This is a genomic window from Streptomyces sp. NPDC028331 (assembly GCF_055565775.1).
This window is the reverse complement of record NZ_JBVHTR010000003.1, coordinates 301,464-326,099: the sequence shown is the minus strand read 5'-3', so window position 1 is coordinate 326,099 and position 24,636 is coordinate 301,464. Positions and strand designations below refer to the sequence as shown.

Below are 24,636 nucleotides of genomic sequence, written 5' to 3'. Positions count from 1 at the left end.
GGGCTGATCGCGCAGTTCCCCGCGCCCCCTCGGGGCGCGGGATCCCGCCTCGGCTGTCAGGTGTCCGCACGGCCTTCCATGGCCAGCAGCTCCTCGTTCGGGATGGCGCCGCCGAAGCGGCGATCGCGGGAGGCGAACTCCACGCACGCCCGCCACAGGTCGCGCCGGTCGAAGTCCGGCCACAGCACGTCCTGGAAGACCATCTCCGCGTAGGCGCTCTGCCAGAGCAGGTAGTTGGAGGTGCGCTGCTCGCCGCTCGGGCGCAGGAACAGGTCCACGTCCGGCATGTCCGGGTAGTACAGGTGCTTCTCGACCGTCTTCTCGGTGATCTTCGACGGGTCGAGCCGGCCCGCCTTGACCTCCTCCGCGATGGCCTGCACCGCGTCCGCGATCTCGGCACGGCCGCCGTAGTTCATGCAGAAGTACAGCGTGAGCCGGTCGTTGCCCTTGGTCTGCTCCTGGGCGATCTGGAGCTCCTTGGCGACGGACTTCCACAGCCTGGGCATGCGGCCCACCCAGCGCACCCGCACACCGAGTTCGTCGAGCTGGTCGCGGGTCTTGCGGATGAAGTCGCGGTTGAAGTTCATCAGGAAGCGGACCTCCTCCGGGGACCGCTTCCAGTTCTCGGTGGAGAAGGCGTAGAGGGAGATGCTTCCCACGCCCATCTCGATCGCGCCCTGCAGCACGTCCAGCACCCGCTCGGCACCGACCTTGTGCCCCTCGGTGCGCGGCAGGCCGCGCTCCTTGGCCCACCGCCCGTTCCCGTCCATGACGATCGCCACGTGGTTCGGGACCAGCTCCCCGGGGAGCTTCGGCGGCCGCGCGCCGGACGGGTGCGGCTCCGGCGTCCTGTACTCCCGGCGCTGGCGGCCCAGAAACCCGCGTACGGCCATGTGCTTCTCGCTCCTCGGTTCTTCGCTGTATCGCTCTGTCGCTCTGTCGCTGTAACGGCTATGACGCCGTGACGCGCTCTACTGTTCCACGTACCGGAGCGAGCGCAGCCCCCGCTCCAGATGCCAGTGCAGATACGCCGACACCAGCCCGCTGCCCTCCCGGACGTACCGCGCCTCGCACGCGTCCGCGGTCTCCCAGTCCCCCGTCAGCAGCGCGCCGAGCAGTTCCAGGGCCTGCGGCGAGGGGACCACGCTGCCGGGCACCCGGCAGTCGGCGCACACGGAACCGCCCGAGGCGACCGAGAAGAAGCGGTTCGGCCCGGGCATGCCGCACTTCGCGCAGTCGGTGAAGCTGGGCGCGTAGCCGTTGACGGCGAGGGAGCGCAGCAGGAAGGCGTCCAGGACGAGGTGCGGCGCGTGCTCACCACGGGCGAGCGTTCTCAGGCCCCCCACCAGCAACAGGTACTGCTGGACGGCCGGCTCCCCCTCGTGGTCGGTGAACCGCTCGGCGGTCTCCAGCATGGCGGTACCCGCCGTGTACCGCGCGTAGTCGGTGACGATCCCGCCGCCGTACGGCGCGATGGTCTCGCTCTGCGTGCACAGCGGCAGCCCCCGTCCGACCAGCTCGCTCCCGCGGGCGAAGAACTGCACGTCGACGTGGGAGAACGGCTCCAGTCTGGCCCCGAACTTGGACTTCGTCCGGCGTACCCCGCGGGCCACGGCGCGTACCCGTCCGTGACCCCGCGTGAGCAGCGTGATGATCCGGTCCGCCTCACCCAGCTTCTGGGTGCGCAGCACGATGCCGTCGTCGCGGAACAGACTCATGGGGTCCATTCTCGCCTACGGCGAGACCGCCTCGGGCCGGGTCCTCAAGGGACCTCACCGCGGCTGCGTGCGTTGGCGTACGCGGTGGCGGCGCGCAGGCGCTCGGCCGGGGTCGCGGGGCGCACGGCCTCCGGTTCGACGTCCCACTCCTTGCCCCCGCCGTACGGTCTGAGCTGTACGTACGGTCCTTCGTGCCCCATGACGACGCCCACCCGCCCGGTGCGGGTGTCCACGGCGTACGAACCGATCGGCGGCTTCTTCTTCATCGCGCCTCCGCCGCCGGCCGCGTCCCGAGGGCCGCCGCGAGCCGGACGGCGACAGCGGCGTAACAGCCGCCGGATCCCACCGGCGGACAGGGTGTCCGCCGCGCCGGACCTGCCGGGTCGAGCCGGAGCGACGGCCATGTGATTCCGGCGCTCGCGAGCGCCGCCCGCAATTCCTTCACTGTCTCCTCCGCCTCTTCGACGCGCTGCGCCGAGTCTCGTCCCCCGAGTGATACGCGTACTGCAGTCACCGTGCTCCCCTTCCCCTCGCACTTTCACGCTTCGCATCTCCATGGTGACGCTGTGCATCTACACTGAGCAGGTGTCTGTGCCCTACAAGTGCGAGGCCGCGGAGGCGTGTTGAGCCATGGCCAAGGGTGCGCGGCAGGCGGGGTGGGAGGTCTTCGGCGCCGAGGCGAAACGGCGACGGGAGAACGCGGGATTCACCCGAGCGGCGCCGGGACGCACCGCCGACCGTCAGTGCGCAGACGCCGTCTTCGGGAACGTCCGTCGATGATCCGGCCGTGGTGAAGCGTGCCGGGCGGTCAGTGGTCGGCCACGAGCAGCCGGTACCCGACGTCGATCGTCTCGAGCGTGAGCAACTCGGCGTGGCGTGCGTGCCAGCGGCCGGTCGTCAGGTCGTCCGCGAGCCGGTTCAGGCCCGGAGCGACGGCGTCTTCGCCGGTCTGGGCGAACAGGGAGATTCCCGCGCGCACCTGCGGGTCGAGGTAAGCGCCGGGGCGGCGCCAGTACGCGGCGCCGAATCCGTCCGTGCAGTCGTGCGGGACCAGGACGGGTTCCCGACGTGCCCCGCCGAGCAGATCAGCCAGTCGGTCAGTGGGGACGGCGCGGGTGTCGTCGAACGCGGCCGCCTCCGGCAGGTACTCCCGTACGAGCCAGAACCGTTCGCGGAAGATGTGCTGGTCCCAGGTCAGGACGACGATGCGGCGGCGGGCGACCCGGCGCAGTTCCATGATCCCGGCCGCCAGGTCGGCCCAGTGGTGGACGGTCAGCAGTGCCATGACGGCGTCGGCGGCGTTGTCACGCAGTGGCATGCGTTCCGCGACCGCCCGCACGGCCGGTGCGGATCCCGGCGGGCGCTGGGCGATCATGACCCGGCTGGGTTCGACCGCGAGGACCGTCTGCGGCGGTTCGTACGAGCCCGTACCCGCGCCGACGTTGACCACGTCCGTGACGTCGCCGAGTGCGGTGCGGATCTGGGCGGCGATCCGCGGATCAGGCCGCCGGGTACGGGCGTACGTCGCGCCGAGCGTGTCGTAGGTCGCCATGCCGGTCAGTCTGCCCAGCGGGCACGGTCTCAGGCGTCGCCCGTCGGCCCGGCCGCGCACGAGGCCCGTTCCGGTTGCTCCCCGGTGTCCCACGGCTCGTCGGCAACGTGGTGATCTTCTGCGGCGTCGAGATCTCCATGCCGCTCGCTCCTTCGGTGCTGTCAGACGGCCGACGCCCGGTCAGGGGCCGGTTGGCATGTGCGACATGACAGTCCGTCACGCGGCGAGTGCGCAGGGTGCGTGCCGGCCTTCGCGGGGAGCGCACACCGCGGCGTTCGTACGCGGACCGTTGATCTCGTGGCGGAGTTGTACGACCTCGGGCCGATTGACCCGGGGTTCCCGGTGCGCTTGTATCCACGGGTGCCCTCGGCGTGGGGCCGGGGGGAGACGGTTTCTCGGGGGGAGAAACATGTCCAGAGCCACCAGAGCCGCACGCGTGGCGAGCCGAGCCGCGCTCCTCACGCTGTTGTCCCTGGCGACGGTGCCGGGAACGGCGTCCGCCGCCGAGCCGGTTCCGCACATCCACCGCATCAGCGTCGCCGCCGACGGCACCCAGGCCGACGGCGACTCCGGTTACTTTTCGATCAGCGCCGACGGGCGGTACGTCGCCTTCGAGTCCGACGCGACGAACCTCGTGCCCGGCGACACGAACAACCGGCGCGATGTCTTCGTCAAGGACGTGCGCACCGGCCGTATCGTGCGGGTCAGCGCCCAGGACGTGGGCGCGCCCGCCGACGCCGAGGCGTATCAGGCGTCCCTGAGCGCCGACGGCCGCTATGTGGCGTTCACAGCGGAGTGGCCGCACCACGAGAAAGCAGGTCCGCCCGGGCGGCAGTCCGACGTCTACGTCCGCGATCTGCGCACCGGCCGCACCACGAAGGCCGACGTGCGGCTCGACCCGGGCTTCGGCATCGTCTCGCGGGACCCGTCGATCAGCGCCGACGGCCGGTACGTGGCCTTCGTGGCCGGGCCCTCGCTGTGGTACCCGACAAGCCTGAACTACGACATGCGCGTGTACGTGCGGGACCTCAAGACCGGTACGACGCGGATGGTCAGCGCCGTGACGGGCCGGCAGGGGGACAGTCAGGCGTTCGCACCGCACATCACCCCGGACGGGAGCGCCGTCGCCTACTCGTCCGACTGGCCCCGTGTGTCCGGGCCACCCATCGGATACGTCTACGCATGGCGCCGTGCCACCGGACGCACCGAGCGCGTCGACGTCGCCTATGACGGCGGCGACACCAACGCGAGCCCCTCGCACCTCGACGGGATCAGCCCGGACGGCCGCTACGTCCTGTTCGACTCGAGGTCGGACAGGATGGTCCCCGGTGCCCGGCACACCGGTGCCTATGTGCGTGATCTGGTCACGGGCCGCACCCGCGCGGTCGACGCGCCGGACGACCCGACGGCGGCGACGCGGGCGGGCGGGTTCCTGGGTCGTTCGTACGACTACGTTTTCCATGTGGGAGAACGCGACTACCGTCGGGATGTGCGCACGGGCCGCACCCGTCCGCTGCCCGACGACCCCCGCCTGCCCGACGTCGTCTATGACGCGCACGCGGACGTGGGGGTGTTCGTGTCCTGGAAGGACGACTGGGTACCGGGTGACACCAACCAGCGAGGGGACGTCTTCCTCGTGAGGTACCGCTGATTCCAGCGCCGCGCCGCCGCCCGGAAGCAGGCCTGATCCCGCGCCGTACGGGCGAAGCCCGCACCATACGGTGCGGGCGGAGACGGAGCGCCTACCCCACCGACACCAGCCCCGCCTCATACGCCATGATCACCAACTGGACGCGGTCCCTCGCGTCCAGCTTGGTCAGCAGGCGGGTCAGGTACGTCTTCGCCGTCGCCACACTGATGCACAGCTCGGCCGCTATCTCCGCGTTGGACAGACCGGAGCCCACCAGGGTCAGGACCTCGCGTTCCCGGTCCGTGATGCCCGTCAGGTCGCGGCCGCCGCGGGCCGGTGCGGGACGGTCCGCGAAGTCCCGGATCAGACGGCGGGTCACACTGGGGGCCAGCAGCGCGTCGCCGGACGCCACCACGCGCACCGCCCCGATGATGTCGTCCAGCGCCATGTCCTTGACCAGGAACCCGGAGGCGCCCGCGCGCAGCGCCCCGTACACGTAGTCGTCGTCGTCGAAGGTGGTCAGGACCACGATCCGCGTGTCCGTCGGCCCGGCGGTGATGCGGCGCGTCGCCTCGATGCCGTCCACCCGCGGCATACGGATGTCCATGACGACGACGTCCGGGCGCAGTTCCTCCGTCAGCGCCACCGCCTCCTCGCCCGTGGCCGCCTCCCCGACCACCTCCACGTCCTCGATCTCCTCCATCACCATCCGCAGCGCCGTACGGATCAGTTGCTGGTCGTCGGCGAGGACCACCCGGACCGTCATCGCACGCCCTCCGGCACCGGCAGCCGCGCCGCCACCCGGAAGCCGCCCTCCGGTCGCGGGGCCGCGCTGAACTCGCCGTGCAGCAGGGCGACCCGCTCCCGCATGCCCGCCAGGCCGAAGCCGGTGTCCGTCGACGCGCCGTGGCCCCGGCCGTCGTCCGTCACCTCCAGGGCGAGCACGTCGTCGGCGTAGTCCACGGTCACCCGGCAGGCGTCCGTGCCGGAGTGCCGTACGACGTTGGTGACGGACTCCTGGATGATCCGGAACGCCGACAGGTCGAGGTCGGGGGGAAGGGGACGGGGCTCCCCGAGCCGCCGCACCTCCACGCGCACCCCCGCCGCCGTCGTCTCGGCGGCGAGGCGGTCGACGTCGTCCAGGCCGGCGATCGGCACCGCCTCCGTGGCGTCCCCGTCCCCGTGGCCCGCGTCCGCCGCCCTCAGCGCCACCAGCATCCGTCGCAGGCCCGCCAGCGTCTCCCGGCCCGTCGTCTCCACCGCCCGCATCGCCTCGCGCGCCGCCTCCGGCCTGGTCGCCGCCACCCGGGCCGCCGCGCCCGCCTGGAGGGCGATGATGCCGATGCTGTGCGCCACCGTGTCGTGCATCTCGCGGGCTATGCGCAGCCGTTCCTCCGTCACCGCCTGCGCCGCCGTCTGCGTCCTCAGCCGCTCGGCGTGCTCGCGCGCTTCGTGCGCCGTGTTGCCGAGCAGCCAGGCGATCGCGGTGACCAGAGCCACGGCCGACTCCGCCGAGGTGCCGACCCCCCATCCGCACAGCAGCCGCACGGCCTCGTACACGACGAGCGCGCCGAGCGCCGTCACCAGTGCGATGACCGCGGTACGGCGCGGACGGGTCGCCGCGATGAAGTACAGCGCCAACATGGCCGCGAGGTACTGCGCCATCGGGATCCCGCCCACCGCCAGGGTGCTCGTCTCGAAGACCGAGGCCAGGATCAGCAGGGCCAGGGCCGTGAGCGGCCTGCGGGCCAGCAGGCGACTGCCGTACAGCGCCAGCACGGTGGAGAGCACGGTGATCGTCAGACCGTCCCAGCGGTAGAGCTGAACCGCGGGCATCTCTTCGGGCTCCTGCTCCCCCGGCAGCCTGACCCGTGTCAGCAGCGTGAAGAGCGTGCTCACACACCACACGAGCACGATCCACGCGCCCGGCGGCACACGCTTGAGCGGAGGCAACGGCACGGTGGTGGGCATGCCGTGATCGTAGGTGCGGGACGCGGCGAAGGTCATCGGCCCGTGGACGTACAACCACGGTCGACACTCGCCGAGTTCGAATGTCAGCGAGCGGGCGATGCCGCAAGCGGCCCTCTGCCGCCACCGTGGTCCCCGTGATCGAAGTCAGCCACCTCACCAAGCGCTACGGCGACACCACCGCCGTCCGCGACCTGTCCTTCGCCGTCCGCCCCGGCCACGTCACCGGCTTCCTCGGCCCGAACGGCGCCGGCAAGACCACCACCCTGCGGATGCTGCTCGGCCTGATCGAGCCGACCTCCGGCACCGCCACCGTCAGCGGGCACTCCTTCCGCCGGCATCCGCGCGGGCTGCACCACGTCGGTGCCCTGCTCGACGCCGGTGACGTGCACGGCGGCCGCTCCGCCCGGGCGCATCTGAGCGCGCTCGCCCGCAGCAACGGCATCCCGGCGCGCCGCGTGGAGGAGGTCCTGACCGAGGTGGGGCTCGCCGGGGCGGCCGCCCGGCGCCGGATCGGCGGCTACTCCCTCGGCATGAAGCAGCGCCTCGGCATCGCCACCGCACTGCTCGGCGACCCGCCCGTCCTCCTCTTCGACGAGCCGCTCAACGGCCTCGACCCGGAGGGCGTGCTGTGGGTGCGGCGACTCTTCCGGAAGCTCGCCGCGGAAGGCCGTACCGTCTTCGTCTCCAGCCACCTCATGTCCGAGATGGAGCACACCGCCGACGAGCTGGTGGTCATCGGCCGGGGCGAGCTGATCGCCGCCGAGAGCCTCGGGGAGTTCGCCGCGCGCGGCACCCGGCCCACCGTCACCGTGCGGACGCCCGACGCCGGTGCGCTGTCCGCCCTGCTGGCCGCCGAGGGCGCGGCCGTGGTGCCGTACGACACCGAGACCCTGAAGGTCGCCGGGGTCGACTCGGTGCGGATCGGGGAGATCGCCCACGAACACCGGTTCCTGCTGTGGGAGTTGGCCACCCAGGCCGCCTCCCTGGAGACCGCCTTCATGGAACTGACCGCCGACAGCGTCGAATACCTCGCCGGGGAGTCCCGATGACGACCGCCCTCGCCCTGCCCGCCGCCCGCTTCACCGACCTGCTGGCCGCCGAGTGGATCAAGCTCCGTTCGCTGCGGTCGACGTACTGGGCGCTCGGCGCCAGTGCCGTCAGCGTCGTCGCCTTCAACGCCAACGCGGCCCGCGCCGACTACACCAACTATCCGCACTACGACCGGATCATGCGGACCCACTTCGTCGACATCGCACTGCGGGACGCCTTCACCGCCGGCGCCGCCATGATCCTCGTCCTCGCGGTCGCGGGCATCGGCGCCATCACCGTCGTCGGGGAGTACTCGACGGGTCTGATCCGCACGACCTTCGCGGCCGTCCCGGACCGGCGGGCGCTGATGACCGCGAAGGTCCTCGTCGTGACCGCCGTCATGACGGTGTTCGGGGCCGTCGTCGCGGGCACCTCGTTCGCGGTGACGCAGGCCATCCTCGACGGGCGCGGCCAGGGCGTGTCGATCGGTCATCCCGGCGCGTCGCGCATCGTCGTGGCCTCGGCGCTGCTCGCCCCGGTGTGCGCCCTGGTCGGCATGGGTCTGGGCGCACTGATCCGGCACAGCGCGACGACCATGGTGCTCACCGTGTTCGTCCTGCTGCTCCTGCCGACGATGGTCACCGAGCGCTACCACTGGACGGCCTGTGTCAAGAACGCCCTGCCGTTCAACGCCTGGGAGCGTCTGGTCGACATCGGCTACGGGCATGACCCGTTCACCCTCACCTCGCGCTATCCGACGACGGTGACGGGCGGCTGGATCGTGTTCGCGGCGTGGGCGCTCGTGGCGGCCGTCGTCGCGGTGGTCACCGTGGACCGCCGCGACGTGTGACCTGGGGTGTGCCGCTCAGCCGGACGCGGCGGTCGGTGCGGGCCGGGAGTCAGGTCCGGTGGGTTCGGTCGCCTCCCACAGGACGTTGAACCGCTTCATGCGCTCCTGGACGTGCGCGGGTGTCATCTTCAGGAGCGTCTTGGCCGGCACGACGTCCACGTCCGGCTCTATCTCGTAGCAGAGCTGCGCATCGAAGACGATGAAGTCGTTCGTGAGCGTCAGGCGGGCTCGCTGCGGGAGTTCCGAGCGGACCGCGATGCGCGCGTCGATGCCGAGGTCCCGCTGGCTGCGGCAGAGCTCCTCGAGTTCCTCGGTGCGTTCCCGCGGGTTCTTCACGAGGAACAGCCGCCGTACCCGCACTCCCCGCTTGACGGCCTCCTCCTGTGCCTTCAGGTACCGGTTGGCGGGCTCGCTGGACCAGAAGTCGCGGTCCACGGGGGTGCTGGTGGCCTCCAGACTGTGGGTGGCGCACGAGGTGAGGGCGATCAGCCAGTCGTGCTCCTCGCCCGGGCAGTCCGTGCTGCCCCGGCTCAGGCTCTCCATGGTCGACGCGAGCTGGGCGATCCGGTCCTGGGCGAAGTCCTTCACGAGCTGTGACTCCTGCCGGCCCACATGCGTGTAGGCGCGCGCCAGCCGGGCCACGCCGTCGGACCGCAGCACCGAGCGGTCCACCTCGCTGAACAGTTCGGTCGCCTCACTGATCCGGGCGAAGGCCCCCTCGACCTCCCGGCGCATCTCCAGGTGGTACTTCTCCAGGCCGTGCTCCATCGAGTTCAGCCGCTGCTCGAAGTCCACGAGGTACTGGATGATCAGTGCCGCGCCGCCGAGGACGACGGACACGGTGAGCTGCCAGACCTCGTTCTTGTCCTGGTTCAGGACGTTGGTCAGGAAATAGGTGGCGCCGGCCACCACCGCCGTGACCAGCGTCTTCCGTAACAGGTTCGGTGAGTGCTGCTCCCCCTCGTTCCTGCCCCCCGTCCGTGCTCCCCCTGATGACGCTCCTGACGCTCCTGTCATGTCGTTCGCCCCCGTCGCGATTGTCGGTTGGTGCCGCCCTTCAGCGCGTGCTCAGCGCCTCGTGCAGCAACGGAATGGCCTGGACGGCCAGTTGGTCGCGGATGCGCTGGACCAGGGTCTGCCACTGACGGGTGAACCCCGGCTCCCGTTCCAGCACGTCCCACAGGTGGCCCAGGGTGCGGTCCACGTGCGCGCGCGGCATCCACAGATGCAGCAGGTGATCGACGGCCGGGCGCAGCGCGAGGACGGCCGCGGGGCCGTCGGCCGCACCGAGCCGGCTGCTGTCCAGCATGTGCACGACGGTGGTCAGCAGCCAGTCGTGCAGGGCGAGGTCCTCGCACAGGCCGGCGGCCGCGGCGGCCGGAGTGCCCTCCGGCAGCATCAGTTCCACGGTCCGCAGCCCGTGCTCGGCGAGGGTGAAGCGCTTGAGCGACGGTCCCTCGCCCTCGGGGGCGCGTCGCGCGGCCCAGCGCAGATGGGTGCGCCGGGACTTGAAGGGCGCCTTGTGGTCGAGCAGCGGGTGGCGCAGCAGTTGCGCCAGCAGGCCCTCGGCGATCATCCCGAGGTCCAGTTCGCCGCGTGCGCCGCCGCGCAGGACGCCTTCGGCGGTGGCCTGTTCGGGGAGCTTCCCGAAGGGTTCCACCAGGCCCGGCCGGACCAGGTAGTGGCCCCAGGGGCGGCGCGTGTCGGGTCCGGCGGACGGGGCGCTGAAGTAGGCGGTGGCCTGCAGGACGCGGCCCTCGGTGAGCGCGGCGCGGGCGGCCACGGTGCCGACGGCGCGGACCTTGGCGCCGTTGGAGGTGGGCAGCCGGCAGTCCACGCCGGTCAGGACGTCCGGGGACAGCGCGTACAGGTTGGGCCGCTCGGAGACCCGGACGTGTTCGTCCGCGCGCAGCCTGAGCAACTGGGCGGCGGCCCGGCCGTCCAGTGCGTGGAAGGACGGCAGCAGACAGGTCCGCACCTCACCGCAGGCGAGCACCGGACGCGCCGGCTGTCCCCCGGTCGGCATCTCAGTTCCCCTCGGTGGGTAAGGCGCCGGCGGGCTCCTCGTAGAAGACGTACGTGGCGCGCTGCGCGACCGCGTCCGGTACCGCGGCGCCCTCGCGGGCGGAGCGCTCGGCGACCTGTTTGAGCGCGCCCGAGTCGACGTCTATCTGGTCGAGGATGAGCCGGACGGCGTCCTCGACGGCGAGGAAGCGGTTGGCCATCAGGGTGCAGGTGCGGTACGCGCTGAACGGCGCCGCCGCCGGGTTGAGCTGGATCAGCGGCGGCAGCCGGTCCCACTCGTGGGGGAAGTCGCGGCCGTTCCAGGGGCGCGGTACGAGGACGGGCTCGCCGAGGTGGCGCAGCAGCCCGAGGCGGGCGAGCTGCCAGACGGCGGCGAGGAACGGGCAGGACCACAGGCGCTGTCCGTCCTTCTCGGACCACAGCTCGACGTCCATGAACACGGAGTGGTTGCGGGCGGCGGTCTCCTGGGGCGGCTGCCAGCCGGTGATCTCCCCCATGGCGCTGCGCGAGCCGGGGGTGCGCTGCCCGTTGGCGAGCCAGCCGGTCTGGCTGACGGGCGGGCGGGAGCCGTAGCTGCCCGGCGGGGGCGACTCGACGAGGCGGTGCATCACGGACTCGGCGAGTTCGATCTTGTCGGCGACCGCGCAGCCCGACTCGCGGGCCAGGTAGTCGATGACGAGCCCGGCCCGCTCGGCCTCCTCGAGCACCACGGGGACGAGCTCGGCGGGGGTGGAGAAGCGGGTGAAGTAGTCGTCGATGAGGAAGCAGGTGCTGATGCGGGGCCGCCTGCCGCCGGTGCGGCGGGCGGCGGCGGCCCGGGCCGCGTCCACCCAGATCCGTACCTCGGCGAAGTGCTCGCGCAGCCGCTCGGGCCCGGCTTCGAAGTCCTCCATGTAGAGGTGGCCGAGTTCGAGGGAGAGGTGGGCGAGCGGTACGGACTGGGTGCGGGGCTCTGCGGTGGTCTCGCGGAACACTGCTTCCGTCACGGCTGCTCCCAGAACTTGTCGTCGGTCAGCCGGCTCGCCAGCTCGCTCAGCGCCTCCCATGTCTCCCGGTTGGCGATCTGGCTGTCGAGGACGTCCTCGTCGGTGATGAGCTGCTCCCGCCACTGCAGCACGGGCTCCAGCGGCACGGAGCCGAGGACCTGGGTGTAGCCGATGCCGAGGTTGGAGGACATCTGCTTCAGGTCGCGGTCGCAGGCGCGCATCCACGCCGACTGGGTCGCCGACACCTGCGACCACAGCGCGGACTCGGGGTCGGGTACGGCGGCCCGGACGAAACGGATGACGTTGCGCAGCGCGTCCTCGTCGTGGCCGCGGGCCACCCCGCCGGCGACGATGCCGCGCCTGCCGTAGACCAGGCTCGCGGCGGCCGCCACGTGCTGCCGGGTCCAGCGGTGGAAGACCAGCCAGCGGGCCTCGACCCCGCGCAGCTCGCGCTGCGAGGTGGCCTCCAGGGCCATGTCGACGGCGTAGCTGCGGCCCGCGCTGAGGTCCACGACGATGATGTCGAACTCGCCGTTGAGCCGCAGCAGGAGGTCGACGCAGCGGCGCAGGGTGTCGTCGGTGGTGGCGAACTCGCCGCCGCTGACGTCGCCGGGCATCAGCACCAGGCTGCCCGAGCCGGGCGGCCGGTTGCGCAGCACCGGGTGTTCGGTGTCGGCCCAGACGTCGATGCGGGCCGGTTCGCCGACCTCGCCGCTCAGGTAGGAGTGCAGGCCGCGGTCCTCGGCGGCCCGGCGGGCGTCGGGCACGTCGAAGACGGCCGCCGCGGTGGGCGAGCCGAAGTCGAAGTCCAGGTAGCAGACGTCGTCGCCGGCCAGCGCCCGGTGGTACGCGAGGTTGGCGCTGGTGACGGAGCGGCCCGTGCCTCCCTTGTCGGAGGCCGCGAAGACGAGCACGGTCACACCCCCTGGGCCGCGGCTTCGCGGGCCCGGGCGAGGGCGTCGAGCTGTCCGAGGACGTCGAGGGTCAGCGAGCAGGCGGTACCGGGCTGTTCGTCCACGAGCTTGCGGGCGCGGCGCAACTTGACCTCGATGCTCCTGAGTTCCATGCCGCGGTTGCCCTCGGAGGCCGGCGCGGGCTCCATCTGTTCGTTCCCGAGGAGGTGGGTTGACTCGCTCAGCAGCGCCCGTGCCAGTTCGGTCAGTTCGGTGCTGCGGATCGGGGGCTGCTTGTACATCTGGTGGACCTGGACCATCACCTCGGTGACGCGCTCGGTGATGCTCCAGGAGACCTGTCCCTCGTACGCCGGGGTCTCGGGGTAGGCGGCGTGGACGTTGTCCCACAGGCCGGTGCCCTCGCCGTCGCTGATCCGGCGCCGCCACAGGTGGTCGAAGATGTCCTCGGCGAGGCGGAGCAGCCGGTCGTGGGAGCCGAGGTTGCGGGAGAGCGTGCAGAGCTGGATGGTCCGCTTGAGGAGCTGCGCGGAGAAGTCGCTCATGATCCACTGCATGGGCGGTCCCGCGCTCTCGCTGCCCTGAAGCGGCAGGGTGACGCCGGGGTGGTGCAGCCGGACCATGGGATCGTCGCGGGTCATGCGGCTGGTGATGCGGCCGCGTTCGGCGAGGCGTTCCATGACGCTGACGGTGCGGGTCAGGTCGTCGTCGGTGGCGCGGCGCCGCATCAGGTCGTGGACGAGGATGGCGGCGACGGAGAGGGAGAAGTACTCGGACTCGAGCTTCTGGCCCGTGGTGCGCCAGGGGATGTCCTCCAGGGGCCAGCGGTCGCCGCCGAAGCGCGCGATGCCGGACCAGAACTGCTGGGTGATCTCCCAGCGCAGTCGTAACGCCTCGGCGAGCCGCTGCTGTTCGGGGTTGAGCAGGCCGAGGGTGAGGGTGCGGTCGGAGAAGAGGTCCTGGATGCCGTCGAGGGCGACCACGGTGAAGTAGAGGTACGGCACCGGGTTGGCGATGCCCTGGGGCTGCGGCCCGATGGGTTCGTCGGTCGGGACCTCGGGCGCGTCCCTGACGATGCTCCAGCCCCAGCCGCACTCGAAGAGCTGGTTGGGGTCCTTGAGTCCCTCCTCGACGTCGACACCGAGGACGAAGCTCTCGACGATCGCGGCGCGCAGTGCCTCGAAGCGGTCCTGGAACCTGCGCAGCACGTGCCGCTGCGACAGCCGTCCCTGGCCGAGGAGTTCGCACAGCGTGCGGCCCTGGGAGGAGTCGGTGTCGAAGACGTTGATGGTGAAGGAGCGCAGCAGGCTCACCATGGCGGCGGTGAGGCGGTTGCTGGTGGCGGTGCGCACTTCCTGGATGGTCTCCAGGATGTCGCCGCGGCGGGTCTTGGACTCGTAGATCTTGAGGAAGCCGAGGGTGGCCAGGCACAGGGTGATCGACATGGAGTACGAGTCGACGACGCCGAGTTCACGCTGTTCCTGGGTGAGCTCGCGGTCCCTGTCCCCGGACACGAAGTACTGGCCGCCGGAGAACGTGGGTCTCTTGTCGTTCGTGTGCCTGCGCATGAACTCGGCGGTGGCCGTGACCAGGCTCGCCGGGATCTCCAGGCGCCCGCCGGCCCTCCTCATCGCCTTCTGGACGTCGTCCTGCGTGGTGTCCGGGTCGTCCAGGCGGAAGGCGGGGATCTCCGTGGCCGGGTACAGGATGCAGAGCAGGCGCTCGGCGTCGGCGACGCTGCTTTCCCCGCCCCGCTTGCCCCAGGTCCACTCCCCGCCGTCGAACGAATGGCGGGCGATCGCCTGCCAGATGTCCAGCAGATGCTGGCGTGGCTTGATCTGCATCCCATGCCCCTCACACAGGCCGCGCTGCCATCGTTGGAGGACGTGCCGTCTTCTGTTGTGACGATGCGGTCCTCAATCGGCCGGAATACCGGACTCCGGAATGTCGGACTCCGAATTCCTCCGGCCATAGGCGACGATCATTCCCGAATAGCCTTCGCGCACGGCGGCCGAGGACTTCAGACGCATGGTCTTGAACTCGCCCGCGAAAGGTTCGAGACTCTCGTACACCTCCAACTCTCCCACGTCGCACGCCGGGAAGAAATGCTTGCCCGCGTGATATCCGGTCGAGTGTTCCATGAACGCGGCGGCGAAGGGGGCTCCGGGGGCGAGTGCGCGCAGGAAGCACTCGACGGCGCGTGCGAACTCCGCGTGCGAGGTGGTCATCGACTCCGCGACGAAGAACATGGTCCCCATGGACCACCGCCCCTCGTGCCGTACCAGGTCGAACAGGTTGCCCGGCTGCACCCGGACGACGTCACGGAACCTGGCCCGCGGGTCCAACTCCAGTGCGCCGTATGCGTCGTTCTTGCGCAGCAGGTCCCAGAACTGGTCCCAGTTGCCGTCGTAGGACGGGACCTGGCTGCGGAGGTAGCGCACGTTCGAGGGCGAGCGCTCGTAGAGGGTGATCTCGTCGCACCAGGGGAGCATGGCGAGGGCCGGGTAGAGGTTCGCACCGGCCCCGACGTCGATGCCCGAAACGTGGGTGGCGTCGCGCCCCCGGAAGTGATCGCCGAAATGATCGCCCACGATCTGAAGGATCTCCGCGTCCTCCGCCTGCAGGCCGCGATAATTGTGCTCCACGTAGGCAATGGGGTCGAATGCGGCCCATGATACGTCCGCATTCAGTTGCACATCCCCCGGCGATCTGAAGGTCATTGGCCGAGCGTACCAATCCGGGGACCGGACGGGATCCCCCTTCGGCCAACCGGGCGAAGCAGTTACCCCACTTGGGGCGCACCGGGGGCGCACCGGGGCGAATGACTTATTGGACCTGATCCGGCCTTGAACGGGCCGGATCGTCCCGCTCAAGATGGTCGGAAATCTGTCGAACACACCCGAACGGCAGACGGCGCGCGTCCCACTCGTACCACCCGTACGGATGGTCACGCGTCCTTGACTCCATTCCGCAGGGGGGCGGCATGACAGTGTTTCCAGAGGAACGTTTCCCTTCGCGTGGCGGGTCCACCGGACCGGCCCTGTTCCGTGACGGGGCGTTCGTCGACCGGCCCCTGACGATGCGCGGGGTGACCGAGGACGACCTGCCCGAACTGGTGCGGGTCGACCGGGAGGCGTTCCCCGACGACCCCTACCCCTACTTCGTGCTGCGCCAGTTGTTCGACCTGCACGGGGACTGCCTGCTGGTGCTGGACGACGGGCACGGCCTGCACGGGTACGTCCTGTACGTCACCACGCCCGACCGCTACCGGAGTTGGATCGTCAGTCTCGGGGTGACCCGGGACCAGCGGGGGCGCGGGCTGGGCCGGCGGCTGATGCTGGAGGTGCTGCGCCGGCTGCGGGCCGAGGAGGTGCGCGAGGTGCGGCTGACGGTGGAGCCGGCGAACGCCGCCGCGATCATGCTGTACCGGTCGCTGGGGTTCTCGTCCGACGAGGGGGTGCGCAAGGACTACTTCGGTGCGGGCGAGGACCGGCTGATCATGACGCTGGCGCTGTGAAGCGCCGTACGTACCGCCGCTGCCAGGGCGTTTCCACGGCGTGCCGGTCGTAGTGGGCGCGCACGTACGCAACGGCCTGCTCCGGCGGTACGCCGTCCAGCACGGCGAGGCAGGCGAGCGCGGTACCGGTACGGCCGCGTCCGCCGCCGCAGGCGACCTCGACGCGCCCGCGCGCGGCCCGCTCCCACGCCTCGGTGAACAGCAGCCGGGCCTCGGCACGACTGCTGGGCAGCCGGAAGTCGGGCCACCGCAGCCAGTCGGAGGCCCAGGGCACCTCCGGGGGCCGCTTGCCGAGCAGGTACAGCCCGTAGGTGGGCGCGGGCCCGTCCGGCAGGGGGCGCCGCAGGCCGCGCCCGCGCACCAGCCGCCCGGACGGCAGCCGCAGGACGCCGGGCGCCTCCGGGGTCCAGCCTCCGCCGTCGGCCGCGTCGGCCCCGCCCGTGCCGTCGTCCGGTTCGGGATCACTCATGGGCCCAGTGTGGGCCGCCCGGCCCGCGCGCGCGTGCCGTTTCGCGGGCGGCGGACGGGCGCGTCGGCCGTCGGCCACCGCTCCCGCCGGCGCCATCCTGGGAAGGAGGGCGAGCGCAGCCGCGACCTCGCACGCCGAAGCCACCCAAGGGAGCCTCGATGTCCTTGCCCGTCCCGCTGAGCGGTGTCGTCCCGCCGGTCTGCACGCCCCTGACCCCGGACCGCGAGGTGGACGTCCCCTCACTCCTCCGGCTGGTCGACCACCTGGTGCACGGCGGGGTGCACGGGCTGTTCGTGCTGGGCTCCACGTCGGAGGCGGCGTTTCTGACGGACCGCCAGCGCAGGCGGGTGGTGGAGACGGTGGTCGGCCACGTCGGCGGCCGGCTCCCGGTGATCGCCGGGGCCGTCGACATGACGACGCCCCGCGTCCTCGAGCACGTCCGGGAGGTCACGGCGGCGGGCGCACAGGCCGTCGTCGTCACCGCGCCCTTCTACGCCCGGACGCACCCCGCGGAGATCGCCCGGCACTACCGGCTGGTCGCCCACCGCTCCCCCGTGCCGGTCATCGCCTACGACATCCCCGTCTCCGTGCACACGAAGCTGGACCCTGAGCTGGTGCTGGAGCTGGCGGCGGACGGAACGCTGGCCGGGCTGAAGGACTCCAGCGGCGACCTGGCCGGACTGCGCGCGGTCGTGACCGGGGCCCGGTCGCGTCCCGGGCTCACCGGGTTCGGCGCGCTGACGGGTTCCGAGCTGGTCGTGGACTCGGCACTGGCGCTGGGCGCCGACGGGGCGGTGCCCGGGCTGGCCAACGTGGACCCGGAGGGCTATGTCCGCCTGGACCGGCTGTGCCGCGCGGGCGACTGGGAGGCGGCACGGGCGGAACAGGAGCGGCTGTGCGCCCTGTACGGCATGGTCGGGGTCGGGGACCCGGTCCGGATGGGCGGGAGTTCGTCGGCGCTGGGGGCGTTCAAGGCGGCGCTGCACCTGCGCGGGGTCATCGCGTGCCCGGCGACGGCGGAGCCGCAGGTGCCGCTCACGCGGGAGGAGCGGGAGCGGGTGGGGAAGTATCTGGCGGCCGCCGGGCTGCTGTGACGGTCACTGCAGTTCGGTGACGGGGATCCGCCGGAAGCTGATCGACTCGTAGGGCCCGGTGGTCCCCGTCTCGTACAGGACGCCGACCTTCCCGCCGGGCAGTTCCACGAGGTCGCTGTAGGCCGCCGGCCGCCCGGACAGGGTGAGCGCCTTGGTGAACGTCGCGCCGCCGTCGGTGCTGCGCCAGATCGCCGGGGAGCGGCGCGCGGTGGGGACGGACGGGGCGCAGAACAACAACGGCGCGCCCGTCGCCTGGAGTTGGAGGACGCTGCCCTGGACCGTCGGCACGTCGTCGAGGGTGTGCTGCACGGTGAGGGGGCCGTCCAGGGTGCGGCCGCCGTCGCTCGAGTACGCGGCGAGGCGGTTGCCCGCGCTGCTGCCGCCCTGGTCACGGGAGCTGAAGTAGAGCCTGCCGTCGGGGAGTCGGGTGGCGCTGGTCTCGTTGGCGTTGTCGTGGCCGTCGTGGGAGTCGTCGGTGAAGCCGAGGTGCCAGGTGCGGCCGCCGTCGTCCGAGTAGATCGCGTGCGCGCCGTAGTACCTGGCCTCGCGGCCGGTGTCGGAGGAGCCGGGGGGCGGGGCCGCGGAGTGGTCGGCGGGGACGACCAGACGGCTGGGGGTCCTCCCTCCGGTGGAGTGCGGGTCGCGGGTGAGCGCCACGGCGTGGCCCGGACCGGTCGCGTACCAGCGCCAGTGGGGCCGCTTCACCTCGGCCGTGATCTCCCGCGGGGCCGTGAAGCGCCGCCCGTCGTCGTCGCTGGTCTGCACGAAGACGCGGCGGCCCCGCGCGGGCGTCACCTCGCCGCGCATGATCTGCGCCTCGGTGACCGCGCCGCTGTTGTAGGAGGTGACCAGGACGATCCGCCCGGTGTGCGGGTCGACCACGGGCGCCGGATTGCCCCGGGTGTCACCCCTTCCGGCGGCGACGACGGTGAGCGGGCCCCAGGTGCAGCCGCCGTCGAAGGAGCGCCGCAGCACGACGTCGATGTCGCCGCTGTCCCCCGCCCCGTTGCGCCTTCCTTCGGCGAAGGCGAGCACGGTGCCCTTCCGGGTCGCCACCACGGCGGGGATCCGGTAGGTGTGATAGCCGCCGCGCCCGGCGGTGTACGGCACGGACGAGGTGCAGCCGGAGCGGGCCGGGGCGGGTGGAGTGGCGGTGAGCGGGGTGAGGAGCATCGCTGCGACGAGGAGGACACGGCTGGGAGATCTCATCCCTCTCCCCTGCGAAGTGGCGCCCCCTGAGGGACGGTGACCGTTGTCGGTCCCATGCTCCCCAGGGTCCGCGTCGCCGACTCCCGGATCCGCGGCACATCACCGGTCCGAGTGACTACGACACCGTGCGGGCCGCCGCGAGCAGGCGGGTCACGTCCTCGGAGCAGATCGTCAGGGCCGCGCCCGCCGTGGCCAGCACGTCGCGTTCCGCGGGGGTGTAGGGGCCGTCGGCGAGGGCGATGCGGGCGCCCTGGAGCAGGATCGACTCGCGGCCGGTGGGTGCGAGGTGCGGGGCGAGCGGGTCCAGGGCCTCGTGCAGCTCTATGGCCAGGCTCGCGCCGCCGCCGGGCTCGCCGCAGACCCGGCCGGTGTCGGCGGCCACGGCGTCGACCAGGGCGCTGAGCCCGTCCGCCGTGCAGTCGTCGAAGCCGGCGGAGCGGACGGCGGCGGCGGCCGTCTCCAGGGACGTGCGGGAGCAGGTGCCGCCCGCGGCGAGGACCGCGAGGGCCACGGTGTGGACGGCGTCGCGCAGCATGGCGGCCAGCCGGGTGGTGGTCGGGTGGTCGAGGACGTCCGTGCCGTAGTGGTGGCCGCAGGCCGCGCACTCCACGACCGGGCCCGTCTCGCCGCGCGGCAGGACCGGCAGTCCGGCGAGGGTGAGGCGGCGGCGCCCGGTCAGGCGCTGGTAGTTGCGGTCGCCCCCGCAGCCGGGGCAGAAGAACTCGCCGTCGCCGACGGTGGTCCACGCGGTACGGACGCCGAGGACCTGCGAAATGCGGCCCTTGCGGGCTTCCGGGCCGTTGCGTCCCCGTCCTGGCAGCACGTCGCACCTCCGTCCTCGCCGCGGCAACATCGCCGCTGCTGGCGTGATGTTAGCCACATTGTTGAGGCGGAGTCAGTACCCCGGACGAGACCTCCTCGTGATCTTCGGCCGAAATGGCCGGTGCACGACGCGGCCCCGTCCGCCTCGGGAGGCGGACGGGGCCGTGAACGTGGAGGTCAGAGGGTCAGCGGGCGGCTCGGTTGACCGCGGAGACGACCGCCTTCAGCGAGGCACGTGTCGTATTCGCGTCGATGCCGATCCCCCACAGGACCTTTCCGTCGATCGCGCATTCGATGTACGAGGCGGCCTGCGCGGAGGCGCCCTCGCTCATCGTGTGCTCCTGGTAGTCCAGCAGGCGTACGTCGATGCCGATGGACTGCAGGGCGTCGAAGAACGCGGAGATCGGGCCGTTGCCGGTGCCGGTCAGGACGGTGTCCTCGCCGTCGACGGTGGCCTCGACCGTCAGGGTGTCGACGCCGTCCTTGTCGGTGGTCGTCTGGCCCGTCCTGACCTGGATGCGGCCCCACGGGTTGTCCGGGTTCGGCAGGTACTCGTCCTGGAAGACGTCCCAGATCTCCTTCGGCGTGATCTCGCCGCCCTCGGCGTCCGTCTTCGCCTGGATGATCTTCGAGAACTCGATCTGCATCCGGCGCGGCAGGTCCAGCTTGTGGTCGTTCTTCAGGACGTAGGAGATACCGCCCTTGCCGGACTGCGAGTTGACGCGGATGACGGCCTCGTAGGAGCGGCCGACGTCCTTGGGGTCGATCGGCAGGTACGGCACCGCCCACTCGATGTCGTCGACCGTGACGCCGCGAGCCGCCGCGTCGGCCTCCATGGCGTCGAAGCCCTTCTTGATGGCGTCCTGGTGGGAGCCGGAGAAGGACGTGTAGACGAGGTCCCCGATGTACGGGTGGCGCGGGTGGACCTCCATCTGGTTGCAGTACTCCCAGGTACGGCGGATCTCGTCGATGTGGGAGAAGTCGATCTGCGGGTCGACGCCCTGGGAGAAGAGGTTCATGCCCAGGGTGACCAGGTCGACGTTGCCGGTGCGCTCGCCCTGGCCGAACAGGCAGCCCTCGACGCGGTCGGCGCCCGCCATCACCGCCAGCTCGGCGGCGGCGACGGCCGTGCCGCGGTCGTTGTGCGGGTGCGCGGACAGGCAGACGTACTCGCGACGGGAGAGGTTGCGGTGCATCCACTCGAAGCGGTCCGCGTGCGTGGACGGGGTCGAACGCTCCACGGTCGCGGGCAGGTTGAGGATGATCTCGCGGTCCGGGCCCGGCTGCCACACGTCCATGACCGCCTCGCAGACCTCGAGGGCGAAGTCCAGCTCGGTGTCGGTGAAGATCTCGGGGCTGTACTGGTAGCCGAACTCGGTCTCGGGGCCCAGCAGCTTCTCCGCGTACTCCATCACCAGCCGGGTGCCGTCGACCGCGATCTGCTTGATGTCGTCCTTGGAGCCGCGGAAGACGACCCGGCGGAAGACCGGGGCGGTCGCGTTGTACAGGTGGACGTTGGCGCGCCGCGCGCCCTTCAGGGACTCCACGGTCCGCTCGATCAGGTCCTCGCGGGCCTGGGTGAGGACGGAGATCGTCACGTCCTCGGGGATCGCGCCCTCCTCCTCGATGATGGAGCGCACGAAGTCGTAGTCGGTCTGGCCGGAGGCCGGGAAGCCGATCTCGATCTCCTTGTAGCCCATCTTCACCAGCAGGTCGAACATGGCGCGCTTGCGCGCCGGCGACATGGGGTCGATCAGGGCCTGGTTGCCGTCGCGCAGGTCGGTGGAGAGCCAGCGCGGGGCCTTGGTGATCCGCTGGTCGGGCCAGGTGCGGTCGGGGATGTCGACCTGCTCGTACGGCCGGTACTTGTGGATCGGCATGGAGGTGGGCTGCTGGCGGTTCGCCATGGTGCGTGGGCTCCTTGGAGGGTCCGGGAGGACGGCCGACGACGCAGCGCCAAGCTCCGCGGGGAGGGGGTCGGCCTCGACTACAGGCCCTCGCCGCGGCAGCTAAGGAGAAGCAGCCCGAAACGCATGATGCTCCGCATGCTAGCCGAGACGCGCCGGATGCGAAGGCCCGTATCAGTATGCGGGACCAGGGGCGGTTTTCGGACAAAGAGTTCCTAAAGTCACATTTCCCTCACGGTCTCGCTCGGGGTCAGGTCCTGCAGGCCCACCACCCGCAGCAGCCGGAGGCGCTCGTACGACTCCGTGCCGGGGCGAGCGGTGTGGATGATCAGCAGTTGATGGTGCTCGTGGCTGAGCAGCGCCTCGCAGTCCAGGTCCAGCAGGCCGACCACCGGGTGCTGGAAGCGCTTGGTGCTCCGGTGCCGCAAGGAGACCTCGTGCTCCTCCCACAGGCGGGCGAACTCCTCGCTCGCCGAGCGGAGTTCGGCGACGAGGGCGGCCGGCTCCGGGTCGTCGGGGCGGGCGGCCGCCACCGCGCGCAGGCTCGCCACGTGCGCCCGCGCGTGGTCGGGCCGGTCCTCGGACGGGAACAACTCCCGGGCGGCCGGATCGAGGAAGAACCGGCGGACCAGGTTGCGCTCGCGCGGCGGGCGGGACATCACGTCGCCGACGAGTGCCCTGGCCATCGTGTTCTGCGCCAGCACCTCGGCGCAGTCGGTGACCACCTGCGCCGGTGTGTCGTGCAGCCGGTCCAGGACCAGCAGCAGCCCGGGGCGGACATGCCTCGACACGGTCTCGCGGCGCGGCGGCTCCTCGCCCGTCAGGTGGAAGAGGTGGTCGCGTTCGTCGTCCGTCAGGCGCAGCGCCCTGGCCAGCGCGGTGAGCATCTGGCGGGACGGGCGGGGGCCCCGGGACTGCTCCAGGCGCGTGTAGTAGTCGACGGACATGCCGGCGAGCCCCGCCACCTCCTCCCGGCGCAGGCCCGGCGTACGGCGCCGGGAGCCCGGGGTGAGGCCCACGTCGGAAGGGCCGAGACGAGCCCGGCTGCGGCGCAGGAAGTCGGCGAGTTCGGGTCGGTTCACCGCTCAAGACTGCGGCAGCCCCGCCCGCTTATCCAGGGACTGCCGATCCCCTGATCGACGGGTCTCTCCCGGCCGGCGCGGCGCCGTTCGAGGCTGGTGGCACCGGATCGAGAGGAGCAGATCATGCTGACACTGGTGACAGGCGCGACGGGGCAGGTCGGACGGCGCTTCGTCCCGAGGCTGCTGGCGCAGCGGCGGCCGGGCGAGGAGGTACGGGTCCTGGTGCGTGACGCGGCGCGCGGCGAGCGCTTCGCGGAGCTCGGAGCCCAGATCGTGGTGGGCGACCTGCGGGACGCGGAGGCGCTCGGCAAGGCGGTGGCCGGGGTGGACGCGGTCGTGAACGTCGCGGCGTCCTTCCGCGGGGTGCCGGACGACGAGGCGTGGGCCGTCAACCGGGACGCGGCCGTGGAACTGGGCCGCGCCGCGCTGGCCTCCGGAGTGCGGCGCTTCGTGCAGGTCAGCACGGGGCTGGTGTACGGCGTCGGGCGGGGCCGGCCGCTGACGGAGGACGACGAGGTGCGTCCCGGCGGCGCGATGTGGGGCGCCTACGCCGAGTCCAAGGCCGAGGCCGAGCGGGAGCTGCTCGCGCTGGAGGGCGTGGACGTGCGGATCGGCCGGCTCCCCTTCGTCTACGGCGAGGGCGATCCACACCTCGCGCAGTCCCTGAGGTGGGCGGCGGCCTGGGCGGCGGTCCAGCGGCTGCACATGGGGCACCACGCCGACGTCGCCCAGGGGCTGCTGCGCCTCCTGCACGCGCCGGCGGTCGGCGGACCGGTCTACAACATCGCCGACGACGCCCCGGTGACGGCGGTGGAGCTGCACCAGCTCAACGGCGTCGAGGTGCCCGCCGAACTCCACACGCGCACGGACCCCGACCCGTGGTTCGGGATCATGTCGACCGAGCGGATCCGGCGGGACCTCGGCTTCCGGCCTCACTATCCGACCGTGTGGGCCGCCCGCGACGCCGGCGCCCTGTAGCCGCCGTTTGCCCGGTACGTCCCCGGGTACTGCGATCGCTCGTCCAGGACCGCACACCCCACGGGAGGCCCGTATGTCCGCCGCCGGCCCCGCCACGTCCAAGGTCGCCGTGATCACCGGATCCGACTCCGGTATCGGCCGTGCCACCGCCGTCCGCCTGGCCGAGGCGGGGATGGACATCGGCATCACCTGGCACAGCGACCGGAAGGGCGCCGAACAGACCGCCGAGGAGGTCCGCGGCAAGGGGCGGCGGGCCGCCGTCGCCCAGGTGGACCTCACCCGGCTTCCCGAGGCGGCGGACACGGTCGACGCGCTGTGCGAGGAACTCGGCCGTGTCGACGTCCTGGTCAACAACGCCGGTACGGGCACCATGACCCCCTTCCTGGACCTGGGCCTCGACGACGTGCGCCACGTCCTGGACGTCGATCTGCTGGGTCCCTTCCTGTGCGGTCAGCGTGCGGCACGGCGGATGATCCGGCAGGGCGACGGCGGCCGGATCGTCAACGTGACCTCGGTGCACGAGCACCAGCCGCGGGTGGGCGCGGCCCCGTACTGCGCGGCCAAGGGCGGCCTCGGCCTGCTCACCCAGGTCATGGCCCTGGAACTGGCCGAGTACGGCATCACCGTGAACGCGGTGGCGCCCGGCGAGATCGCGACGCCCATGACCGGCCAGGAGGACACGGACGTGCACACCGAGCGCCGGCCCGGCGTCCCGCTGGCGCGCCCGGGCGACGCCCGCGAGGTCGCGGCCGTGATCGCCTTCCTCGCCGGTCCCGACGCCTCCTACGTCACCGGGGCCTCCTGGAGCGTGGACGGCGGCATGCTGCGGATGGGCCCGATGGCGGGCTCGCACATGACCGGCGACGACTGGCGGCGCCCGTGAACC

Annotated in this window: 24 protein-coding genes; 7 read left to right on the top strand and 17 right to left on the bottom strand. The window is 71.7% G+C overall.

Features of this window, described 5'->3' with window-relative positions:
* Window positions 1-56: 56 nt before the first annotated feature.
* From ACZ4SW_RS05575 to ACZ4SW_RS05560, 4 genes are all read right to left on the bottom strand, one after another.
* Window positions 57-893 carry an isoprenyl transferase gene (locus ACZ4SW_RS05575; RefSeq protein WP_468238303.1) on the bottom strand — a complete coding sequence of 279 codons (837 nt, stop codon included), beginning with the start codon at window positions 891-893 and terminating at the stop codon, window positions 57-59.
* 78 nt (window positions 894-971) lie between these two features.
* Window positions 972-1,718, bottom strand: coding sequence for a DNA repair protein RecO (gene recO, locus ACZ4SW_RS05570; protein ID WP_468238302.1), 747 nt, complete (start codon window positions 1,716-1,718; stop codon window positions 972-974).
* 44 nt (window positions 1,719-1,762) lie between these two features.
* Entirely contained in the window at window positions 1,763-1,984 is a 222-nt protein-coding gene (locus tag ACZ4SW_RS05565; RefSeq protein ID WP_263229803.1) for a hypothetical protein, read from the bottom strand.
* 542 nt (window positions 1,985-2,526) lie between these two features.
* Window positions 2,527-3,270: a class I SAM-dependent methyltransferase gene (locus tag ACZ4SW_RS05560; RefSeq protein ID WP_468238298.1), complete on the bottom strand. Its 744-nt coding sequence runs from the start codon at window positions 3,268-3,270 to the stop codon at window positions 2,527-2,529.
* Window positions 3,271-3,679: 409 nt separating this feature from the next.
* On the opposite strand from ACZ4SW_RS05560, the gene ACZ4SW_RS05555 reads away from it, so the two are divergent.
* Entirely contained in the window at window positions 3,680-4,921 is a 1,242-nt protein-coding gene (locus ACZ4SW_RS05555; protein WP_468238295.1) for a TolB family protein, read from the top strand.
* Between the two features lie 91 nt (window positions 4,922-5,012).
* Here the strand turns inward: ACZ4SW_RS05555 and ACZ4SW_RS05550 are convergent, their stop codons facing one another.
* A complete protein-coding gene (locus ACZ4SW_RS05550; protein WP_468238292.1) occupies window positions 5,013-5,666 on the bottom strand; it encodes a response regulator in 654 nt (217 codons plus the stop codon).
* Window positions 5,663-6,871: a sensor histidine kinase gene (locus ACZ4SW_RS05545; RefSeq protein WP_468238290.1), complete on the bottom strand. Its 1,209-nt coding sequence runs from the start codon at window positions 6,869-6,871 to the stop codon at window positions 5,663-5,665. Before ACZ4SW_RS05545 ends, ACZ4SW_RS05550 begins: the two co-directional genes overlap by 4 nt.
* A gap of 134 nt (window positions 6,872-7,005) precedes the next feature.
* Here ACZ4SW_RS05545 and ACZ4SW_RS05540 point away from each other — a divergent pair, with 134 nt between their 5' ends.
* Together ACZ4SW_RS05540 and ACZ4SW_RS05535 are read left to right on the top strand one after the other, a co-directional pair.
* A complete protein-coding gene (locus ACZ4SW_RS05540; RefSeq protein WP_468238287.1) occupies window positions 7,006-7,920 on the top strand; it encodes an ABC transporter ATP-binding protein in 915 nt (304 codons plus the stop codon).
* Window positions 7,917-8,750, top strand: a complete 834-nt coding sequence (locus ACZ4SW_RS05535) for an ABC transporter permease (protein ID WP_468238284.1) — start codon at window positions 7,917-7,919, stop codon at window positions 8,748-8,750. The genes ACZ4SW_RS05540 and ACZ4SW_RS05535 overlap by 4 nt, the downstream gene beginning before the upstream one ends.
* A 15-nt stretch (window positions 8,751-8,765) precedes the next feature.
* Here the strand turns inward: ACZ4SW_RS05535 and ACZ4SW_RS05530 are convergent, their stop codons facing one another.
* From ACZ4SW_RS05530 to ACZ4SW_RS05505, 6 genes are all read right to left on the bottom strand, one after another.
* A complete protein-coding gene (locus ACZ4SW_RS05530; protein ID WP_468238281.1) occupies window positions 8,766-9,662 on the bottom strand; it encodes a DUF6879 family protein in 897 nt (298 codons plus the stop codon).
* Between the two features lie 145 nt (window positions 9,663-9,807).
* The gene (locus ACZ4SW_RS05525) at window positions 9,808-10,776 is read right to left on the bottom strand and encodes an SCO2521 family protein (RefSeq protein ID WP_468238279.1); all 969 of its coding nucleotides are present in this window, start codon (window positions 10,774-10,776) and stop codon (window positions 9,808-9,810) included.
* 1 nt (window position 10,777) lies between these two features.
* Window positions 10,778-11,761: an SCO2522 family protein gene (locus ACZ4SW_RS05520; protein WP_468238276.1), complete on the bottom strand. Its 984-nt coding sequence runs from the start codon at window positions 11,759-11,761 to the stop codon at window positions 10,778-10,780.
* Window positions 11,758-12,675, bottom strand: coding sequence for an SCO2523 family variant P-loop protein (locus tag ACZ4SW_RS05515; RefSeq protein ID WP_468238515.1), 918 nt, complete (start codon window positions 12,673-12,675; stop codon window positions 11,758-11,760). Before ACZ4SW_RS05515 ends, ACZ4SW_RS05520 begins: the two co-directional genes overlap by 4 nt.
* Window positions 12,676-12,677: 2 nt before the next feature.
* Window positions 12,678-14,516 (bottom strand): SCO2524 family protein, encoded by a 1,839-nt coding sequence (locus ACZ4SW_RS05510; RefSeq protein WP_468238273.1) that lies wholly within the window; start codon window positions 14,514-14,516, stop codon window positions 12,678-12,680.
* Between the two features lie 72 nt (window positions 14,517-14,588).
* Window positions 14,589-15,392, bottom strand: coding sequence for an SCO2525 family SAM-dependent methyltransferase (locus tag ACZ4SW_RS05505; RefSeq protein ID WP_468238271.1), 804 nt, complete (start codon window positions 15,390-15,392; stop codon window positions 14,589-14,591).
* Window positions 15,393-15,655: 263 nt separating this feature from the next.
* On the opposite strand from ACZ4SW_RS05505, the gene ACZ4SW_RS05500 reads away from it, so the two are divergent.
* On the top strand, window positions 15,656-16,189 hold the full coding sequence (locus ACZ4SW_RS05500) for a GNAT family N-acetyltransferase (protein ID WP_468238268.1): 534 nt from the start codon (window positions 15,656-15,658) through the stop codon (window positions 16,187-16,189).
* Here the strand turns inward: ACZ4SW_RS05500 and ACZ4SW_RS05495 are convergent.
* Window positions 16,170-16,658, bottom strand: coding sequence for a protein-tyrosine phosphatase family protein (locus tag ACZ4SW_RS05495; RefSeq protein WP_468238265.1), 489 nt, complete (start codon window positions 16,656-16,658; stop codon window positions 16,170-16,172). The two genes, ACZ4SW_RS05500 and ACZ4SW_RS05495, sit on opposite strands and share 20 nt — an antisense overlap.
* A gap of 158 nt (window positions 16,659-16,816) precedes the next feature.
* On the opposite strand from ACZ4SW_RS05495, the gene ACZ4SW_RS05490 reads away from it, so the two are divergent.
* The gene (locus tag ACZ4SW_RS05490) at window positions 16,817-17,752 is read left to right on the top strand and encodes a dihydrodipicolinate synthase family protein (RefSeq protein WP_468238262.1); all 936 of its coding nucleotides are present in this window, start codon (window positions 16,817-16,819) and stop codon (window positions 17,750-17,752) included.
* Between the two features lie 3 nt (window positions 17,753-17,755).
* Here ACZ4SW_RS05490 and ACZ4SW_RS05485 read toward each other — a convergent pair whose 3' ends face one another.
* From ACZ4SW_RS05485 to ACZ4SW_RS05470, 4 genes are all read right to left on the bottom strand, one after another.
* Window positions 17,756-18,961 carry a sialidase family protein gene (locus tag ACZ4SW_RS05485; protein ID WP_468238260.1) on the bottom strand — a complete coding sequence of 402 codons (1,206 nt, stop codon included), beginning with the start codon at window positions 18,959-18,961 and terminating at the stop codon, window positions 17,756-17,758.
* A gap of 115 nt (window positions 18,962-19,076) precedes the next feature.
* Window positions 19,077-19,784, bottom strand: a complete 708-nt coding sequence (locus tag ACZ4SW_RS05480) for a TerB family tellurite resistance protein (RefSeq protein WP_468238258.1) — start codon at window positions 19,782-19,784, stop codon at window positions 19,077-19,079.
* A 184-nt stretch (window positions 19,785-19,968) separates the two neighbouring features.
* On the bottom strand, window positions 19,969-21,690 hold the full coding sequence (leuA, locus tag ACZ4SW_RS05475) for a 2-isopropylmalate synthase (protein ID WP_468238256.1): 1,722 nt from the start codon (window positions 21,688-21,690) through the stop codon (window positions 19,969-19,971).
* Window positions 21,691-21,911: 221 nt separating this feature from the next.
* A complete protein-coding gene (locus tag ACZ4SW_RS05470; protein ID WP_468238254.1) occupies window positions 21,912-22,772 on the bottom strand; it encodes a helix-turn-helix transcriptional regulator in 861 nt (286 codons plus the stop codon).
* 123 nt (window positions 22,773-22,895) lie between these two features.
* Here ACZ4SW_RS05470 and ACZ4SW_RS05465 point away from each other — a divergent pair, with 123 nt between their 5' ends.
* Window positions 22,896-23,750, top strand: coding sequence for an NAD-dependent epimerase/dehydratase family protein (locus tag ACZ4SW_RS05465; protein WP_468238253.1), 855 nt, complete (start codon window positions 22,896-22,898; stop codon window positions 23,748-23,750).
* Between the two features lie 73 nt (window positions 23,751-23,823).
* On the top strand, window positions 23,824-24,633 hold the full coding sequence (locus tag ACZ4SW_RS05460) for an SDR family oxidoreductase (protein ID WP_468238250.1): 810 nt from the start codon (window positions 23,824-23,826) through the stop codon (window positions 24,631-24,633).
* Window positions 24,634-24,636: the final 3 nt, after the last annotated feature.

Bases quoted from the DNA above. Each gene is read 5' to 3' on its own strand.
- ACZ4SW_RS05555 (WP_468238295.1), top strand. From the start codon at position 3,680: ATGTCCAGAGCCACCAGAGCCGCACGCGTGGCGAGCCGAGCCGCGCTC.
- leuA (WP_468238256.1), bottom strand. From the start codon at position 21,690: ATGGCGAACCGCCAGCAGCCCACCTCCATGCCGATCCACAAGTACCGG.
- ACZ4SW_RS05465 (WP_468238253.1), top strand. From the start codon at position 22,896: ATGCTGACACTGGTGACAGGCGCGACGGGGCAGGTCGGACGGCGCTTC.
- ACZ4SW_RS05490 (WP_468238262.1), top strand. From the start codon at position 16,817: ATGTCCTTGCCCGTCCCGCTGAGCGGTGTCGTCCCGCCGGTCTGCACG.
- ACZ4SW_RS05510 (WP_468238273.1), bottom strand. From the start codon at position 14,516: ATGCAGATCAAGCCACGCCAGCATCTGCTGGACATCTGGCAGGCGATC.
- ACZ4SW_RS05495 (WP_468238265.1), bottom strand. From the start codon at position 16,658: ATGAGTGATCCCGAACCGGACGACGGCACGGGCGGGGCCGACGCGGCC.
- ACZ4SW_RS05525 (WP_468238279.1), bottom strand. From the start codon at position 10,776: ATGCCGACCGGGGGACAGCCGGCGCGTCCGGTGCTCGCCTGCGGTGAG.
- ACZ4SW_RS05500 (WP_468238268.1), top strand. From the start codon at position 15,656: ATGACAGTGTTTCCAGAGGAACGTTTCCCTTCGCGTGGCGGGTCCACC.
- ACZ4SW_RS05545 (WP_468238290.1), bottom strand. From the start codon at position 6,871: ATGCCCACCACCGTGCCGTTGCCTCCGCTCAAGCGTGTGCCGCCGGGC.
- ACZ4SW_RS05485 (WP_468238260.1), bottom strand. From the start codon at position 18,961: ATGAGATCTCCCAGCCGTGTCCTCCTCGTCGCAGCGATGCTCCTCACC.
- ACZ4SW_RS05560 (WP_468238298.1), bottom strand. From the start codon at position 3,270: ATGGCGACCTACGACACGCTCGGCGCGACGTACGCCCGTACCCGGCGG.
- ACZ4SW_RS05505 (WP_468238271.1), bottom strand. From the start codon at position 15,392: ATGACCTTCAGATCGCCGGGGGATGTGCAACTGAATGCGGACGTATCA.
- ACZ4SW_RS05575 (WP_468238303.1), bottom strand. From the start codon at position 893: ATGGCCGTACGCGGGTTTCTGGGCCGCCAGCGCCGGGAGTACAGGACG.
- ACZ4SW_RS05565 (WP_263229803.1), bottom strand. From the start codon at position 1,984: ATGAAGAAGAAGCCGCCGATCGGTTCGTACGCCGTGGACACCCGCACC.
- ACZ4SW_RS05535 (WP_468238284.1), top strand. From the start codon at position 7,917: ATGACGACCGCCCTCGCCCTGCCCGCCGCCCGCTTCACCGACCTGCTG.
- ACZ4SW_RS05460 (WP_468238250.1), top strand. From the start codon at position 23,824: ATGTCCGCCGCCGGCCCCGCCACGTCCAAGGTCGCCGTGATCACCGGA.
- ACZ4SW_RS05550 (WP_468238292.1), bottom strand. From the start codon at position 5,666: ATGACGGTCCGGGTGGTCCTCGCCGACGACCAGCAACTGATCCGTACG.
- recO (WP_468238302.1), bottom strand. From the start codon at position 1,718: ATGAGTCTGTTCCGCGACGACGGCATCGTGCTGCGCACCCAGAAGCTG.